The organism is Pseudomonas cichorii (genome assembly GCF_015471405.1).
Lineage (GTDB): Bacteria > Pseudomonadota > Gammaproteobacteria > Pseudomonadales > Pseudomonadaceae > Aquipseudomonas > Aquipseudomonas serbiensis.
This window is the reverse complement of sequence record NZ_BLVZ01000005.1, coordinates 42,130-58,583: the sequence shown is the minus strand read 5'-3', so window position 1 is coordinate 58,583 and position 16,454 is coordinate 42,130. Positions and strand designations below refer to the sequence as shown.

14 protein-coding genes are annotated in these 16,454 nt (G+C 58.7%); 5 read left to right on the top strand and 9 right to left on the bottom strand.

The annotated features are described in order from the left end of the window. Window positions 1-71: 71 nt before the first annotated feature. The 8 genes from JL015_RS08445 to JL015_RS08410 form a co-directional block, all read right to left on the bottom strand. Complete coding sequence (locus tag JL015_RS08445; RefSeq protein WP_201001805.1) at window positions 72-1,994, bottom strand: PrkA family serine protein kinase; 1,923 nt, start codon at window positions 1,992-1,994, stop codon at window positions 72-74. A 336-nt stretch (window positions 1,995-2,330) separates the two neighbouring features. After that, entirely contained in the window at window positions 2,331-2,651 is a 321-nt protein-coding gene (glpE, locus tag JL015_RS08440) for a thiosulfate sulfurtransferase GlpE (protein ID WP_201018144.1), read from the bottom strand. Window positions 2,652-2,674: 23 nt separating this feature from the next. After that, window positions 2,675-3,559: a symmetrical bis(5'-nucleosyl)-tetraphosphatase gene (locus tag JL015_RS08435; protein ID WP_201001807.1), complete on the bottom strand. Its 885-nt coding sequence runs from the start codon at window positions 3,557-3,559 to the stop codon at window positions 2,675-2,677. Then, entirely contained in the window at window positions 3,559-3,939 is a 381-nt protein-coding gene (gene apaG, locus JL015_RS08430) for a Co2+/Mg2+ efflux protein ApaG (RefSeq protein WP_201001808.1), read from the bottom strand. The genes JL015_RS08435 and apaG overlap by 1 nt, the downstream gene beginning before the upstream one ends. A 120-nt stretch (window positions 3,940-4,059) precedes the next feature. After that, window positions 4,060-4,866: a 16S rRNA (adenine(1518)-N(6)/adenine(1519)-N(6))-dimethyltransferase RsmA gene (gene rsmA / locus JL015_RS08425; protein ID WP_201018143.1), complete on the bottom strand. Its 807-nt coding sequence runs from the start codon at window positions 4,864-4,866 to the stop codon at window positions 4,060-4,062. Continuing rightward, a complete protein-coding gene (pdxA, locus tag JL015_RS08420; RefSeq protein WP_201018142.1) occupies window positions 4,863-5,852 on the bottom strand; it encodes a 4-hydroxythreonine-4-phosphate dehydrogenase PdxA in 990 nt (329 codons plus the stop codon). Before pdxA ends, rsmA begins: the two co-directional genes overlap by 4 nt. Further along, window positions 5,849-7,171: a peptidylprolyl isomerase gene (locus JL015_RS08415; protein WP_201018141.1), complete on the bottom strand. Its 1,323-nt coding sequence runs from the start codon at window positions 7,169-7,171 to the stop codon at window positions 5,849-5,851. The genes pdxA and JL015_RS08415 overlap by 4 nt, the downstream gene beginning before the upstream one ends. Next, window positions 7,152-9,923, bottom strand: a complete 2,772-nt coding sequence (locus tag JL015_RS08410) for an LPS-assembly protein LptD (protein WP_201001812.1) — start codon at window positions 9,921-9,923, stop codon at window positions 7,152-7,154. Before JL015_RS08410 ends, JL015_RS08415 begins: the two co-directional genes overlap by 20 nt. A 129-nt stretch (window positions 9,924-10,052) precedes the next feature. On the opposite strand from JL015_RS08410, the gene JL015_RS08405 reads away from it, so the two are divergent. From JL015_RS08405 to JL015_RS08395, 3 genes are read left to right on the top strand one after another with little or no spacing between them, the layout of a single operon-like run. Next, on the top strand, window positions 10,053-11,078 hold the full coding sequence (locus tag JL015_RS08405; protein WP_201018140.1) for an aminoglycoside phosphotransferase family protein: 1,026 nt from the start codon (window positions 10,053-10,055) through the stop codon (window positions 11,076-11,078). A gap of 43 nt (window positions 11,079-11,121) precedes the next feature. Next, the gene (gene murU, locus JL015_RS08400) at window positions 11,122-11,793 is read left to right on the top strand and encodes an N-acetylmuramate alpha-1-phosphate uridylyltransferase MurU (protein ID WP_201018139.1); all 672 of its coding nucleotides are present in this window, start codon (window positions 11,122-11,124) and stop codon (window positions 11,791-11,793) included. Then, window positions 11,794-12,561 carry a TerB family tellurite resistance protein gene (locus JL015_RS08395; protein ID WP_201018138.1) on the top strand — a complete coding sequence of 256 codons (768 nt, stop codon included), beginning with the start codon at window positions 11,794-11,796 and terminating at the stop codon, window positions 12,559-12,561. Between the two features lie 72 nt (window positions 12,562-12,633). Here JL015_RS08395 and JL015_RS08390 read toward each other — a convergent pair whose 3' ends face one another. Then, window positions 12,634-13,593 (bottom strand): alpha/beta hydrolase family protein, encoded by a 960-nt coding sequence (locus JL015_RS08390; RefSeq protein ID WP_201018137.1) that lies wholly within the window; start codon window positions 13,591-13,593, stop codon window positions 12,634-12,636. A 113-nt stretch (window positions 13,594-13,706) separates the two neighbouring features. Between JL015_RS08390 and JL015_RS08385 the strand changes: the two genes are divergently transcribed. Further along, complete coding sequence (locus JL015_RS08385; protein ID WP_201018136.1) at window positions 13,707-15,719, top strand: sensor histidine kinase; 2,013 nt, start codon at window positions 13,707-13,709, stop codon at window positions 15,717-15,719. Next, complete coding sequence (locus JL015_RS08380; RefSeq protein WP_025258351.1) at window positions 15,716-16,345, top strand: response regulator; 630 nt, start codon at window positions 15,716-15,718, stop codon at window positions 16,343-16,345. The genes JL015_RS08385 and JL015_RS08380 overlap by 4 nt, the downstream gene beginning before the upstream one ends. The last annotated feature ends 109 nt before the right edge of the window (window positions 16,346-16,454 follow it).

Genomic DNA, 16,454 nt, shown 5'->3' with positions numbered 1-16,454 from the left:
GCTGGTTGCGGTCGTATCTGTGAACCCGACCGTCCCAGCTTGTTGCCTGAGGCTTGTAGCTTACCGCTGCATCACTGTGACTTGCGCACGCGCAGATACCACTCGGAGAGTAGACGCACCTGTTTGTCGGTATAGCCCCGCTCGACCATTCGGGTGACGAAGTCGTTGTGTTTTTGTTGATCCTCTTTGCTGGCCTTGGCGTTGAAACTGATGACTGGCAGCAGGTCCTCGGTGTTGGAGAACATTTTCTTCTCGATCACCACACGCAGTTTTTCGTAACTGAGCCAGGTTGGATTCTTGCCGTTGTTGTTGGCGCGGGCACGCAGCACGAAGTTGACGATCTCGTTGCGGAAATCTTTCGGGTTGCTGATGCCGGCAGGTTTTTCGATCTTTTCCAGCTCTTCGTTCAGGGCGACACGGTTGAGAATTTCACCGGTTTCCGGATCACGATATTCCTGGTCCTGAATCCAGAAGTCTGCATACAGCACGTAGCGGTCGAAGATGTTCTGACCGTATTCGCTGTAGGACTCAAGGTACGCGGTCTGGATTTCCTTGCCGATGAACTCGATGTAGCGCGGTGCCAGATACTCCTTGATGAAACGCAGATAGCGCTCACGGGTTTCAGCCGGGAATTGCTCCTGTTCGATCTGCTGCTCCAGCACGTACAACAGGTGTACCGGGTTGGCGGCGATTTCGTGTGGATCGAAGTTGAAGACCTTGGACAGGATCTTGAATGCGAAGCGGGTTGAAAGGCCGTTCATGCCTTCGTCGACGCCCGCACTGTCGCGGTACTCCTGGATCGACTTGGCCTTGGGGTCTGTATCTTTGAGATTCTCGCCGTCATACACACGCATCTTGGAGTAGATGTTGGAGTTTTCCGGCTCTTTGAGGCGCGACAGAGTCGTGAACTGCGCCAGCATTTTCAGTGTGTCGGGCGCGCAATGCGCCTTGGCCAGCGAGCTGTTGAACAGCAGCTTGTCGTAGATCTTGATCTCGTCGCTGACACGCAGGCAGTACGGCACTTTCACGATGTAGATACGGTCGATGAAGGCTTCGTTGTTCTTGTTGTTACGGAAGCTGTGCCATTCCGATTCGTTGGAGTGAGCCAGCAGGATGCCCGTAAACGGAATCGCCCCCAGGCCTTCGGTACTGTTGTAGTTGCCTTCCTGAGTCGCAGTCAGCAACGGGTGCAGGACCTTGATAGGCGCCTTGAACATCTCGACGAATTCCATCAGGCCCTGGTTGGCCCGGCACAGAGCGCCTGAATAGCTGTAGGCGTCTGCGTCGTTTTGCGGGAATTCCTCAAGCTTGCGGATATCGACCTTACCCACCAGAGCGGAAATGTCCTGGTTGTTCTCGTCACCCGGCTCGGTTTTCGCCACGCCGATCTGGTTGAGAACCGATGGATAAAGTTTCACCACCTTGAACTGGCTGATGTCGCCCCCGAACTCAGCCAGACGTTTGGTCGCCCATGGCGACATGATGGTGTTGAGGTAGCGCCGAGGGATGCCGAAGTCCTCTTCGAGAATGGCACCGTCTTCGGTTGCATTGAACAACCCCAGTGGCGACTCGAAGACCGGCGAACCCTTGATTGCGTAGAAGGGGACTTTTTCGATCAGTTGTTTGAGCTTTTCAGCCAGAGACGACTTGCCGCCACCCACCGGACCCAGCAGATAGAGGATTTGTTTCTTTTCCTCAAGGCCTTGGGCTGCGTGGCGGAAATACGACACGATCTGGTCGATGCATTCTTCCATTCCATGGAAGTCCGCAAAGGCCGGATAACGCCGGATCACCTTGTTGGAAAAGATCCGCGACAACCGTGAGTTGGTGGAGGTATCCACCAGTTCGGGCTCGCCAATGGCCAGCAGAAGACGTTCTGCGGCAGAGGCGTAGGCGCTGCGATCCTGTTTGCAGAGCTCCAGATACTCCTGTAACGAGAGCTCTTCCTGACGTGTGGTTTCAAAGCGTTGTTGGAAGTGGCTAAAAATACTCATGACGTCACCTCGCTCGATACGTTGAGCCGGCGGCGGATCGTCAGTCGATGCTGGCAGCAGCTGAGTATCCAGATGCCGTTTACCCCCCAGAACACCATAAAAGTAACTACCGATGACCCACGCGCCGGTGTACCGGCTCTCCCCTGATTACGGATGGCCTGAGGCTAAGGATAGTTCGGATTCAGAAAGATAAAGAAGGGATGAACAAGAAGTCGGGCTGACCGTTCGTCAGTTTGGGCGCGAACCCGCGCAGGACGCGGGATCAGCAGGATAAAAATATTTTTTCAGAGTCGTGCTGGCCGTTTATACATATCTGCACCAGCATCCGTTCTGTCGTTAACCTTGCGCTGTTTCGCCCGGGAACGTGGTGCGCCACAACTCGAAACCACCGTCCAGGCTGTACACGTCGGAGAAGCCCTGGCCTACGAGATAGGCTGCAGCACTCTGGCTGGAGTTTCCGTGGTAACAGACCACCACCAGCGGCTTGTCCAGATCGGCCTTGGCGATGAAGTCAGCGATCGAGTGATTGTCCAGATGCTGCGAATCGGGAATGTGGTTGCTGGCGAAAGCCTGAGGGTCGCGAACGTCCACCAGTACGGCGCCCTGTTCGCGCAGGGCGTGGGCCTGTTCAGGGGGAATGCGTTTGAATTCGGTCATGATTGGGCTCCTGAGCTGATCTTTTAACGCCGGGCCTCGCTGGCCTCTGGCTGGGAAATGAGGGATGTTGCCGGGCGTGGGGCGGCATTGCCGACAGCATCGCAATCGCAGCGATGACGTTCAAGGGTGTCGACGTTCATAAGGGTCATGGCGCCGCCCCACACGCACCCGCTGTCCAGCGCATAAATGCCGGGCTCGTCGCACTTGCCTTCGAGGGCTGCCCAGTGGCCGAAGATGATCTTCAGGTCCCGGGTCTTGCGATTCTCGTGCTGGAACCATGGTTTGTAGCCTGGCAGGGCGGTCTCGATGCCTTCCTTGCTCTTGAGGTCGAGCTTGCCTTCGCGGGTACAGAAGCGCATGCGGGTGAAATAGTTGGTGATGACGCGCAGCCTTGTCACGCCTTGCAGGTCATTGTCCCACTTGACGGGTTCATTGCCGTACATGCCATCCAGAAAGGGCTCGTACAGATTGTCGTCCTGTAAGGCCTGTTCGACTTCGCTGGCGCACTTGAGGGCTTTTTTCAGCGACCACTGCGGGGCTATGCCTGCGTGGGCCATGGCGATATTGCGCTGGGCGTCGTAGTGCATCAGTTTTTGCCGACGCACCCAATCCAGTAGTTCATTGCTGTCCGGCGCTTCAAGAATCTCGCGCAGGGTGTCGGATTTCTTGAGGCGTTCTATCTTGCGTGAGGCGGCCAGCAGGTGCAGGTCATGATTGCCCAGTACACAGACGATGGACTCGCGGATGCTGTAGAGAAAACGCAGCGTTTCCAGCGATTGCGGGCCACGGTTGACCAGGTCGCCCACTAGCCATAGCTGATCCCTGGCCGGATCGAACCGGACATCGTCGAGCAGGCATTTCAACGGTTCAAGGCAACCTTGCAGGTCGCCAACGGCATATACCGCCATCAGTGAAGGGCACCTGGTACGGCAAGGCGGAAGGGCGCAATCACTGCATCGAAGCGTTTGCCGTCTTCGGCGAGCATCTGATACGAGCCTTGCATGTTGCCGACTTTCGTCGTCATCACTGTGCCGCTGCTGTAAGTGTGGCTCTGGCCAGCCTGGATCAATGGCTGTTGGCCTACGACGCCTTCACCACGCACTTCTTCGACATGGCCGTCACCGTCAGTGATGACCCAGTGCCGTGAAAGCAGCCTGGCAGGCAGTTCGCCGTTATTGTGGACGGTGATGGTGTAAGCGAAGGCGAAGCGATTCTGCTCGGGTTGCGATTGTTCTGCGAGGAAGCGCGTGACGACGCTGACGTCGACCTGATAACGGGAATCGGGCATGCGGTAGACCTTGAAAGCTATAGCAGCGGAAAAAACTGGAGCATTCGATAGATAGGTCAGTCTAGGACAAGTAAACGGAAAATGACTAACGGCACATAGCCATTTACTTGCCCCTTCAGATTATTCCACCCCTGCCTTTTCACTGAGTTTGTCCGCCAGACGGACAAATGCAGCAAGATCCAGTTGCTCGGGACGCAGGCTGCCATCGACACCGGCAGCCGCAATGTCATCTGCGCTCAGCAGTAGTTTGAGTGTGTTGCGCAGGGTCTTGCGGCGCTGGTTGAAGGCTTCGCGCACAAGGCGCTCCAGCAGGCGGTGATCCTTGGCCGGGTGTGGCAGTGTTTCATGGGGCACAAGGCGGACAATGGCAGAGTCCACTTTCGGTGGCGGGTTGAATGCTCCCGGCCCGACGTTGAACAGGTGTTCCACACGGCAGTGGTATTGAACCATGATCGACAGGCGGCCCCAGTCTCCGCCGCCCGGTCCGGCGGCGAGCCGCTCGACCACTTCCTTTTGCAGCATGAAGTGCATGTCGCGAATCAGGCCGGCGTTTTGCAGCAGATGAAAAATCAGCGGCGTGGAAATGTTGTAGGGCAGGTTGCCCACGACACGCAGGCTGTTGGGCGCAGCGCCCAGGCTGTTGAAGTCGAACTTCAGGGCATCGCCTTGATGCAGGTTGAAGTTCGGCTTGCCTGCGAACTGGCTGTTGAGGATCGGGATCAGGTCCTTGTCCAGTTCAACCACATCGAGGTGCGCGCCGCTGTTGAGCAGCCCTTCTGTCAGGGCACCCTGGCCCGGGCCGATTTCCAGCAGGCGGTCTTCAGGCTTGGCCCGGATGGCGCGCAGGATCTTGTCGATAACGCCCGCGTCATGCAGGAAGTTCTGCCCGAAGCGCTTGCGCGCCCGGTGTTGGTATTGCTCGGTCATGAATGAGTCTCGGCCATCTGGTAGGCGGTTTGCAGGGCTACTTTCAGGCTGCCGGTGTCGATGTTTCCGCTGCCAGCCAGATCCAGCGCAGTGCCATGATCGACGGAAGTGCGGATGATCGGCAGGCCGAGCGTGATATTGACTGCCGCGCCGAAACCTTTGTATTTCAGCACGGGCAGGCCCTGGTCGTGATACATCGCCAGCACTGCATCGCAGTGCTCCAGATATTTGGGGGTAAACAGAGTGTCGGCAGGCAGCGGGCCTCGCAAGTCGATGCCTTCGCTGCGCAGACGCTCCAGGGTTGGTTCGATGATGTCTATTTCTTCGCGGCCCAGATGACCGCTTTCGCCGGCATGCGGATTGAGGCCGCAGACCAGAATGCGTGGCCGGGCTATGCCGAACTTGTTGACCAGATCGGCATGCAGGATGCGTGTGACGCGCTCCAGGCGTTCCGGTGTAATGGCATCGGCAATGTCGCGCAGCGGAAGATGGGTGGTGACCAGCGCCACGCGCAGATCGCCCGTAGCCAGCATCATCACTACTTGCTCGGTGTGAGTCAGTTCTGCAAGAAATTCCGTATGGCCGGAGAAGGCGATGCCGCCCTCGTTGATCACGCCCTTGTGGACAGGAGCGGTAATCATCCCGGCGAACAGCCCGTCGACACAGCCTTGAGCGGCGCGAGTCAGGGTCTGCAGTACGAAAGCGGCATTGGCCTTGTCCAGCGCGCCAGTAACCACCTTGGCCTGCAAGGGCGTATCCCAGACATACAGGCTGCCGGCAGGCGCCGGTACGTCCGGAAAGACGTCAGGGGTGACGGCAAGCAGATTGACAGCCACCCCCAACTGCGTGGCCCGCTCCAGGAGCAGGTCACGGTTGGTAATGGCTATCAGGGGGTGTGGCTGAGGCTGCGTGGCGAGTAGCAGGCAAAGGTCAGGACCAATGCCGGCCGGCTCGCCGGGTGTCAGTGCGAAACGCTTTGGCTTCACTGTGCAGCCTGGGCTGCGCCAGGGAGTTTGATTTCAACGTAGGCTTCGTCACGGATCTGACGCAGCCAGGTTTGCAGCTCTTCGTCGTATTTGCGGTTACGCAGTACGCCCAGGGCTTGCTGGTCACGGGCCTGGCTGGTGGCGTCGGTGGCGCGGCGGCCAAGAACTTCCAGAATGTGCCAGCCGTAAGCTGTCTTGAAGGGTTTGGACAGCACGCCTTGTGGTGTGTCGTTCATCGCTGCGCGGAACTCTGGAACCAGAGAGTTCGGGTCCACCCAGTTCAGGTCGCCACCATTGAGCGCCGAACCCGGGTCTTCCGAGAAGCTCTTCGCCAGTTCGCCGAAGTTCTCGCCAGACTCGATGCGATCATAAAGCTTGGTAGCCAGACGGCGTGTCTCTTCTTCGCTGCGGATTTCGCTTGGCTTGATGAGGATGTGACGCACATGCACTTCGTCGCGTATCTGGGTCTGGCCTTCGCCGCCGCGTTTTTCCAGCAGCTTGAGGATGATGAAACCGCCCGGTGTACGTGCCGGTGGAGTCACCTCGCCTGGACGCATCGAACTGAGCATGTCACCGAAAGGTGGTGGGAGTTGAGCTGCCTTGCGCCAGCCCATGTCGCCGCCTTCCAGTGCGCTTTCGCTTGCCGATCGTGCAACGGCCAGTTGAGCGAAGTCGGCACCTTTCTGCAATTGACCGTAGATGTCCTGAGCCTGACGGGCCGCCGCCTGAATCGCATCGGACGAAGCGCTGTCCGGTGTCGCGATCAGGATGTTGGCCAGATGGAACTCTTCGGACAACTGAGCCTTGCCCAGATCCGAGGCCAGGAAGTTCTTCACTTCCTGTTCGGACACCTGGATACGCTCGGCCACACGACGCTGGCGCACGCGGCTGATGATCATCTCGCGACGAACCTGCTCGCGGGCATCGTTGTAGGACAGGCCGTCATGAGCCAGGGCTGCACGGAATTGCTCAACGCTCATGTTGTTACGCTGGGCAATGGTGTCGATAGCCTGGTTCAGCTCTTCATCGGTGATGCGAATGCCGGAGCGCTCGCCAATCTGCAGTTGAAGGTTTTCCAGGATCAGGCGATCGAGTACCTGCGGCTGAAGCGCTTCGGCCGGTGGTGTGCCGGCCCCGCGCTTGGCAATGGTCTGCTGGACTTCGCGAACACGCTGGTCCATCTGGCTTTTCATGATCACGTCGTTATCGACGATGGCCACTACGCTGTCCAGAGGTTGGACCGCTGCATGAACAGCGCCGCTCAGGAGTAACGCGCCCAGCATCAGCGGGCGCAAACAATCAGAAAGCTTGGTCTTCACGTTCACGATAACCTTGAATGCCTTTGTCCAGGAAGGTCTCTACTTTGGCGCCGGTAACGCCACCAAGTCCCTTCAGCACAATTTGTAGGAATATGCCGCGGTCGCCTTTTTCGTTCTGAGGGGCTTCCTGGCTGTATTCGTCGTAGTCGACCCAGTAACGGTTGATCAGACGCAGTTTCCAGCAGCAGTTGTCGTACTCGAAACCACCAAAGGCTTCAAGGGTACGGTCGCGGTTGTAGTCATACTGCCAGCGGCTGATCAGGCTCCATTGCGGCACGATTGGCCAGATGACCGAGAAATCGTGCTGCTGGATCTTGTAGTAGTCCTTCACGTAGCCCGGCTGGCCAGGCGTGCCATAGTCGCCACCGCCCACTGTCCAGCGGCCAGTGTTCTCGTCGTAGCGGACCTGGTCGTTGCGATAGCGGTAGCCGGCGTTGATGATCTTGCCCGGGTTATCTTCAGGCTGATAATGCAGCATCGTGCTGCCCGAACGGGTGCTGCGGCTGTCCGGATCCCAGTTGAAGTCGGAGTTGATACGGAAATCGCGGTTGAAGCGATATTCGTGCTCCAGTGCATAAGGCGAAACGTTGGCCTTGGCATCGTCGCGGTCGGCGAAGGTGATGCCCGGCAGTTGAACCTTGCGATCACTGAAGTACACCGCCTGACCAATGCTGAAGCGCTGACGTTCAAAGCCGTTTTCTTCGATCCAGCGGTTGGTGACACCGAAGGAAAGCTTGTTCTCGTCACCGATACGGTCGTAACCGGTAAAGCGGTTGTCGCGGAACAGGGACGAGTAGTTGAACGTGCTTTCACTCGTGTCGAAAACCGGAATGTCTTCCTGATCTCTCTCGGGTGAATAGAGATAGAACATGCGCGGTTCAAGAGTCTGGCGATAATCCTTGCCGAACCACTGGGTATTGCGGTCGAAGTACAGGCCGCTGTCCACGCTCACGATTGGCACGCTGCGGGTCTGCTTGCTTTCGAAGTCAGGCACGGCGGCTCTGCCGCGGCTGTCCAGATCCAGGTCGTACTGGGTGTAGACATACTTCAGCTTGGGCGTCAGGAAACCATAGGTCCAGTTCATCGGCAGGCTGACCGACGGAGCCAGGTTCAGACGATCACCGTTGGCGCGTGCAAGGCCGCCTACGTTGGTGTCCAGACGGGCTTCCGGGTTGCCATCCCTGTCGAAGTAGGTGCCGGTTTGCAGGTCACGCTCGAAACGCACGGCTTCGGTTTCATAATCGAAACGAAGGCCCGCCGGCCTGAAGGGCAGTGTGCCGTTGAGGGTCAGCTGTGGCAGACGGTCGTATGGCGTGATGTTGGCGATCGATGCCATCTTGTAGGCATGGACGTTGAACATTGCCCTGTAGCTGTCACCGCGATAGGTCAGGGACCCTTGCTGGTTGAGGAACTCAGGTGTGTTCACGCCGATCTGATCGGTTTCCAGATCCTGGAAGTAGTACGGGTCGCTGATGTCGGTGTAGTCGACCTTGGTCATCCAGCGGGAGTCCAGGCCACCCACGTGCTGCCAGTTCATCATCCAGCGGGTTTTTTCGTACTCGGACTGCAGCCTGCGCTCGTCATTCTCGTCATTGAGGTAAGCGCCGCCGAACTGGCCTTCGCTGCTCTTGGTGAGGTAACGGAATTCGCCTTCCATCAACAGGCCGCGGTCGGCCATGTAGCGTGGATACAACGTGGCGTCGTAGTTGGGCGCCAGGTTGAAGTAGTAAGGCGTGACCAGCGTGAAGCCGTTGTCGCCACCGGCAGCAATGGTCGGTGGCAGGAAGCCTGACTGGCGACGATCGTCGATCGGGAAGTAGATATACGGCGTGTAGAGTACCGGTATGTCCTTGACCCGCAGCGTAACGTTGGTCGCGGTGCCGAAACCGGTAGCCGGGTTCAGCGTGATGTTGTTGCCCTTGAGCGTCCAGGCATTGCTGCCGGGTTCGCATGAGGTGTATGTACCATCCTTGAGGCGGATGATCGCGTTCTCTGCACGTTTTGCGTAACGGGCGTTACCGCGGATGTTCGACTTGTGCAGGACATACTCGGCGTTGTCGACCTGGGCTTCGCCGGTGTCGAGTTGCAGCTCTGCCCTGTCGCCAACGATCAAGGCGCCGTTGTCGCGCAAACGGACATCACCGTTGAGTTCGCCACGGTTCTCGGCCTGATACAGGGCCGCTTCCTGAGCCTGGACCTGCATGCTGCCCTGACGCAATACGACATCGCCTGCCAGGGTCGCGATCTGCTCTTCCTGCTGATAACGCGAGACCTTGGCTCCGATGAATGTCGGGGCGTCGCTCTTGGGCGTCTTGTCATCCATGCCCGGACGGATCGGCTCTACATAGGCACCGGAGCAATAAGGACCGGTTTCGGCCAGTTGCGCAGGCGTGAGCTTTTCACGGGGAACCCAGTCAAGGTGGCTGTAGTCAGCACTACGCGACGCCAGACCCTTGCCTTTGGCTTCGGTGACCAGCAGCGCTGTATTGGCAGGTTTGCCAGCCGTGGTGCCTTGCGAAATCACGGTGCCGTTGGAACTGACCTCGGTCGCGTTATGCACGGGACGTGGAGGCAGCTCTACAGCAGCTGTATTTGATTTCGGCGCACAGTTCCAGGCACCCGAAGCAGAGACTGAGCAGTCATACTGTTCCGCGGCAACCACGAACTGAGTGGCCAGAGGTTGCATCGCCAGCAGACTGCCGGTTACGAGCAACGGAAATTTTTTACGAAACGCGGGGGATTTCAATGCCATCTTATTAGTCCGGGCTTCCTGCGCGCCATCTGCCCGCGGGGGGGCCGCACGCCTCTCGATGGGCTGAAAAAGATCCCGGATAATAAAGCATGACCCGCTTGACGGCTAGCGCCGTCGGAGACCCTTGTAATGTCAGACCAAGATATACGCCTTCAATCCCTGAAAGTTTGGCTCGATGAGCAGTTGCCAGCGCTCTTTGCCAGGCAACAATGGGGCGCCGTACCCCCGGCCACGTTGACTGCGGCCAGTAGCGACGCAAGTTTCCGTCGCTATTTCCGCTGGGAAGGCGGCGATAAAACTTTTATTGTCATGGATGCGCCACCACCGCAGGAAAACTGCAAACCCTTCGTGGATATTGCTCATTTATTGGCCAGATCCGGCATTAATGTTCCGAAAATTTATGCCGAAGACCTGACGCAGGGCTTTTTGCTGCTCAATGATCTGGGGCGTCAGACCTATCTGGACGTGATCGATGCGGACAACGCCGATGCGTTGTTTGGCGATGCCATCGAAGCGTTGCTGGCCTATCAGCAACTGCCGATGGATGCGCCATTGCCCAGCTATGACGTAGCCTTGCTGCGCCGTGAGCTGGAGCTTTTTCCAGAGTGGTATGTGAAGCGGCATCTGGGTATCGAAATGGACCCGGCGCAACAGACCAAGTGGCAACATGTCAGCGACCTGTTGATCGAAAGTGCTCTGGCACAGCCCAAAGTGCTGGTTCATCGCGACTATATGCCGCGCAACCTGATGATCAGTGAACCGAATCCGGGCGTGCTGGATTTCCAGGATGCGGTATACGGGCCGGTTACTTATGACATCACCTGCCTGTTCAAGGATGCTTTCCTGAGCTGGCCTCAGGAGTGTGTGAACGGCTGGTTGCAGACCTACTGGGACAAGGCGCGTGCGGTGGGCATTCCGGTTCATGAGGATTTCGCCAGTTTTTCGCGAGCCAGTGATCTGATGGGCGTGCAGCGGCATTTGAAGGTCATCGGGATTTTTGCCCGTATCTGCCATCGTGATGGCAAGCCGCGCTATCTGGGTGATGTTCCGCGTTTCTTCTCCTATATAGAGGCCGTTGTGTCGCGACGCCCGGAACTGGCGGAGCTGGGACAATTGCTGAACAGTTTGCAGCACCGCGTCGATGCGTCGGCGTGACGTGTGATTTTTAAAAGGGATCGATTGTGTTGAAGAGGATTGAATGAAAGCGATGATTCTCGCCGCCGGCAAAGGCGAGCGGATGCGCCCCTTGACCCTGCACACACCAAAGCCTTTGGTGCGTGCCGGTGGTGTTCCCCTGATCGAATACCATCTCAAGGCATTGCATCAGGCCGGGTTTCACGATCTGGTCATCAATCACGCCTGGTTGGGGCAACAGATCGAAGACTATCTTGAGGATGGTCAACGTTGGGGGCTGAATATCCGTTACTCCCCGGAAGGCGAACCACTGGAAACAGGTGGCGGCATTCTCCGGGCTTTGCCACTGCTGGGCGATGAGCCTTTTGTGGTGGTAAACGGCGATATCTGGACCGACTACAACTTTGCCGAACTGCGCAGGCCCATAGCCGGGCTTGCCCATCTGGTGATGATCGATAATCCCGCGCACCACCCGACTGGCGACTTTTCCCTGATCGACGGCCAGTTGCAGGATGGCGTTCCAGATGCGCAGCGCCTGACCTACAGCGGCATTGCCATCTTGCATCCACGCTTGTTTGCAGGCTGCGAAGCCGGTGCGTTCGCACTGGCTCCGTTGCTGCGTCAGGCGATGGCGCAAGGGCAAGTGACGGGCGAGCATTTTCGCGGCACCTGGATCGACGTCGGCACTCATGAGCGTCTTGGCGAAGTCGAGCGATTACTGTCGGGGACCCGCTAGATGCTGTGGCCAGGCACACTGTTCGGCGCCGGTGCTGGATATGCCATTGCCGACATTCCGGGGGCGCTGCTGGGTTCTTTGTTGGGGCAGGCTCTGGATCGTCGCCTGCAACTGCACACCTGGGCTCATGTACGTGAGCGTCTGGGCGGGCGCTCTGCCGTGCGCGACGAGGATCTGCTGTTCGTGCTGCTGGGGCGTCTGGCCAAGAGCGGTGGTCGGGTCGTTGCCAGCCATATTCATCAGGCGCAGGCGGAAATGCGCCGCTTGAATATGGATGAGGCGGCACAGCGTCTTGCGATTGCGGCTTTCAATCGTGGCAAGGACGGCGCTGACGGGCTGCGCAGTTATCTGCGTCGTCTGCGTGGCCAGCCGGGTATGGCTGAGGGCTTGCTGCGAGCTTGTTGGCGCATGGCCTGGGCTGACGGAAAGGTCACTCGCATCGAGCGTGAACTGATCGGCGCGTGGGGGATGTGGCTGGGCTGGTCGGAGCTGAAAATCGAGGCGCTGGCTGCCGAGCATGATCCGATGAAAAGACGGCCTGTCAGCAGCTCGGATGAATACAGCGGAGCGTTGTCACTCCTGGGCGTGGAGGCCGATACGGATCCTGCGAGCATCAAGCGCGCCTATCGTCGTCTGCTCAGTCGTCACCACCCCGACAAGATTGCCGGGGGCGGTGCCAGTGCATTGCAAGTGCGTGTTGCCACTGAAAAGACCAGCGAACTGCATAGCGCTTACAGAGTGATCAAGGCGCGTCGCGGGTTTCGTTGATTGCGTTTGTTCGCGAATGAATCCGCTCCTGCGTGATCGACGCAGGAGCGGATTCATTCGCGAAAAGGACTGTCATTCCGCCTCTACCCAGCCCCGAATACGGCGAAATATCTGCTCCTGTTCGGCGTCTTCATTACCCACAATGTTGATCAGCGCAACCTGGGTAAAGCCTGCACCCTTGGCGCGCTTGCTGACTTGCAAGCGAGCACTGGCTGCCTGAGGTGCCTGATTATTGTAGATGAAGTCCGCTGTTTTCATTTTCAGTGTCGGCACCAGATCCAGCAGCAAAGGCTTGGTATTGATCGGCTCGCGGGCGGCAACCATCGCGAACTTCTGGACCAGCGGAGATTGCCGCTCACTCAGAAAGCGCGCAGCCCAATAGGCACCACTGCTGTGGCCGATCAGTACGATGCTGCGCGCCTTGTTCTGCTGTGCGAAGCTGATTGCGCTTTCGATGCGGGCAAAGATGTGCTCGGCTTCGGCCTTGGCGCGCTCCTCGGCAGCGGCAGCCCGGGCGACCTCGTCACCAGCCTGCGCCTGAGTGTCGGCTGCTTTTGCCGCGTCATCCTTCGGCGCATCCTTGGGTTTTTCCTCGGCGGCAGGTGCGTCCGGCTCGCGAGGCATCAGGGCTTCGTCCTGTACATCCGGCAGGGTGATACTCAGCGTGGCCCAGCCGGTATCGGGGAACTTGCGACGTAGCGGGCCGACCACATCCGGCCAGTCGGCCGATTCGCCAGCACCCGGCAGGAAAATGATCGCGCCTTTCGGGTCGGCGCTGTTGGCGGGCTTCCAGAGCGCCAGGAAGCTTTCGTCACCTGCCTGCAATTGCTGCAGATCCTGCGGTGGCAACTGACGCTCAAGGGCAATGGCGTCTTCCTGCGCACGGGTCAGCAGTGGCGCACGCTCCACGGGAGCATCGGCGGACGCTGCATCCTTGGTGGGGGCAGGATCGGCAGCCACCACTGGCAGCGCGCAAGGTACTATCAGCGACAGGAGCAACGCAGGAAGCGTTGCACGAAAGGTATGGGACATCGAATATTCCAGGCCAGAAACTATCCCGGCAGCCTAATGCGTTGATCGGTATTTGTCAGGTCCCGGGGGCGATCCATGGTCGCCAAACGAAAACAGACGAGAACGACACGTTGATGATTGGTCTTCTGCGCACCGGTTTTATCGGCTGCCTGGCTTTGCTCTTGATGCTTCAGGTGGCGAATGCACAGGCTGATGAGTCGCAACCTTCTGTGCAGGTGCCGCTGAGCCAGGAGCTGCGCACCTGGCTGGACCAGCATGGCCCGCTGCGGGTCGGTCTGGTGATGCACGCTCCCTATGCCCAGTTCGATCAGCGTTTACAGCAATTGTCCGGTGCCAACGTCGACTTGATGAATGCACTGGCGGCGGCCTTGCGGGTCGAGTTGCTCTGGCGCAATTTTCCCGATCAGGCGGCCCTGGAAAAGGCGGTGGCTGCGGGGCAGGTAGATCTGGCGCCAGGCCTGATGCAAACCCCGGCCGGGCTGCGAACATGGCAGTTTTCCGATCCTTATCTGCGGGTTTCGCAATTGGTGATCGGAGAGCGTGATGGCAGCTCGGTGGTGGATCTGGAAAAAGTCGATGAGCGTTCGCGGGTGGCCGTGCGCATGCCGAGTTCGACGGCAGATTATCTGCGCAGCAATTACCCTCACCTGAACCTGCAAGGTGTGCCACTTGAACGCCAGGCCCTGCAATTGTTGTTGAGCCAGCAGGCGCGCTATGCCGTGGTGGATGAAGCGCAACTCAGCCGTCTGTTCCGGGAGCCTGAGTTTGCCGGGCTGGCCGTGGTGGGCGATATCGGTTTGCCGCAATTGCTGCGCGTGGCGACACGCCGGGATGCTCCGCAACTTGCCACTATCGTCAGCGAGGCCTTGCATGTGATTCCGGCGAAAGAACTGGACCAGTTGCACTCGCGCTGGATGCCACTCAAGTCTTCGCGTTTCAGTGAGTCCCCCGGCCTGTGGCAGAACCTCTGCCTGTTGCTGCTGGTGATGTTGCTGGCCTGTTTTGCGATTGTGGTCTGGCAGCGCCGTCAGCAGCAGGCCCTGGAGCAAGAGCTGGTCGACGCACGCGAAGACATTGCCCGGCGTGTTGAAGGCGAGGAGGCGCTGCGTCTGGCGCAGTTCTCCATCGATCAGAGCACGGTCGGCATTCTCTGGGTCAACTGGGACAGTCGGGTGCGTTATGCCAACCATGCGGCCGAGACCATGCTCGGGTATGCGCGCGGCGGTGTGGTGGATCGGCCGCTGATCGATTTCGAGCCCGGTCTGCATATGGATCGCTGGCTGAACCTGTGGAAGAACGCCCGCTCGAGCGAAGACAGCCCGCAAGTGTTCGAGACCAATTGCATCCGGGCCGATGGCAGCGTGCTGCCCACTGATGTGTCTTTGAGTTTTCTGCGTTTTCGCGAGGCGGAGTATCTGGTGGTGTTCCTCAGTGACGTCAGCGAACGGCGTCGCGCCCATGACCAGTTACGCGAGCTGTCGGCGCATCTGGAGAGTGTGCGCGAAGAGGAAAAAGCCCGTATCGCTCGTGAGGTCCATGACGAGTTGGGCCAGATGCTGACAGTGCTGAAGCTGGAAACCTCCATGTGTGAGCTGGCTTATGCCGACCTCGATCCCGGGTTGAGTGAGCGCCTGAACAGCATGAAGCGTCTGATCGCTCAACTCTTCCAGTTGGTACGCGACGTTGCCACAGCGTTGCGTCCGCCGATTCTCGATGCGGGCATCGCCTCGGCCATCGAGTGGCAGGCCCGGCGCTTCGAGGCCCGCACGCAGATTCCGTGTCTGGTTCAGGTGCCGGACAACCTGCCGCCACTCAGCGACGCCAGGGCCACTGGCATGTTTCGTATCCTTCAGGAAGCGCTGACCAACGTCATCCGCCACGCCCGGGCGGATACGGTAGAAGTCAGCCTGACGCTGGACGACGGTGTGATGTGCATGACCATCGCCGACGACGGTCAGGGCTTTGTGATGCAGTCTGGCCGTGCTGTCTCCTTCGGTCTGGTGGGGATGCGCGAGCGTGTCCTGATGCTGGGTGGCAGATTGGAACTGGACAGCGAGGTCGGTGAGGGCACAACCTTGTGCGCATATATCCCGTTGGACCCCGTTGGGCAGGAGCGAGAAAAGTGATTCGTGTACTGGTAGCTGAAGACCACACCATTGTGCGTGAGGGCATCAAGCAGCTTATCGGCCTGGCGAAGGATCTGCTTGTGGTGGGCGAGGCCAGTAATGGCGAGCAGTTGCTTGAAACCCTGCGGCATGTGCCCTGCGAAGTGGTGCTGCTGGATATCTCCATGCCGGGCGTCAACGGCCTGGAGGCGATTCCCCGGATTCGGGCGTTGAATAATCCGCCGGTGATTCTGGTGTTGTCGATGCATGACGAAGCGCAGATGGCTGCCCGTGCATTGAAAGTCGGCGCGGCGGGATATGCGACCAAGGACAGCGATCCGGCCCTGTTGCTGACAGCCATTCGTCGGGTGGCGGCCGGAGGGCGTTATATCGACCCGGATCTGGCGGACCGCATGGTATTCGAGGTCGGTCTGACCGACAGTCGCCCGTTGCACTCGTTACTGTCGGAGCGCGAGTTTTCGGTGTTCGAGCGTCTGGCTCAGGGCGCCAACGTCAATGACATCGCTCAGCAACTGGCCCTGAGCAGCAAGACCATCAGCACCCACAAGGCGCGCCTGATGCAGAAGATGAACCTCCACTCGCTGGCGGACCTGGTGAAATATGCTATGGAGCACAAGCTGCTCTGATCCTGAAAACGACACCGTAGGAGCGAATTCATTCGCGAAAAACTATGTACCTGTGGTGTCAGGTAGGGCGCTTTCCCGAATGAATTCGGTCCTACGGGGTTTTCTGCGT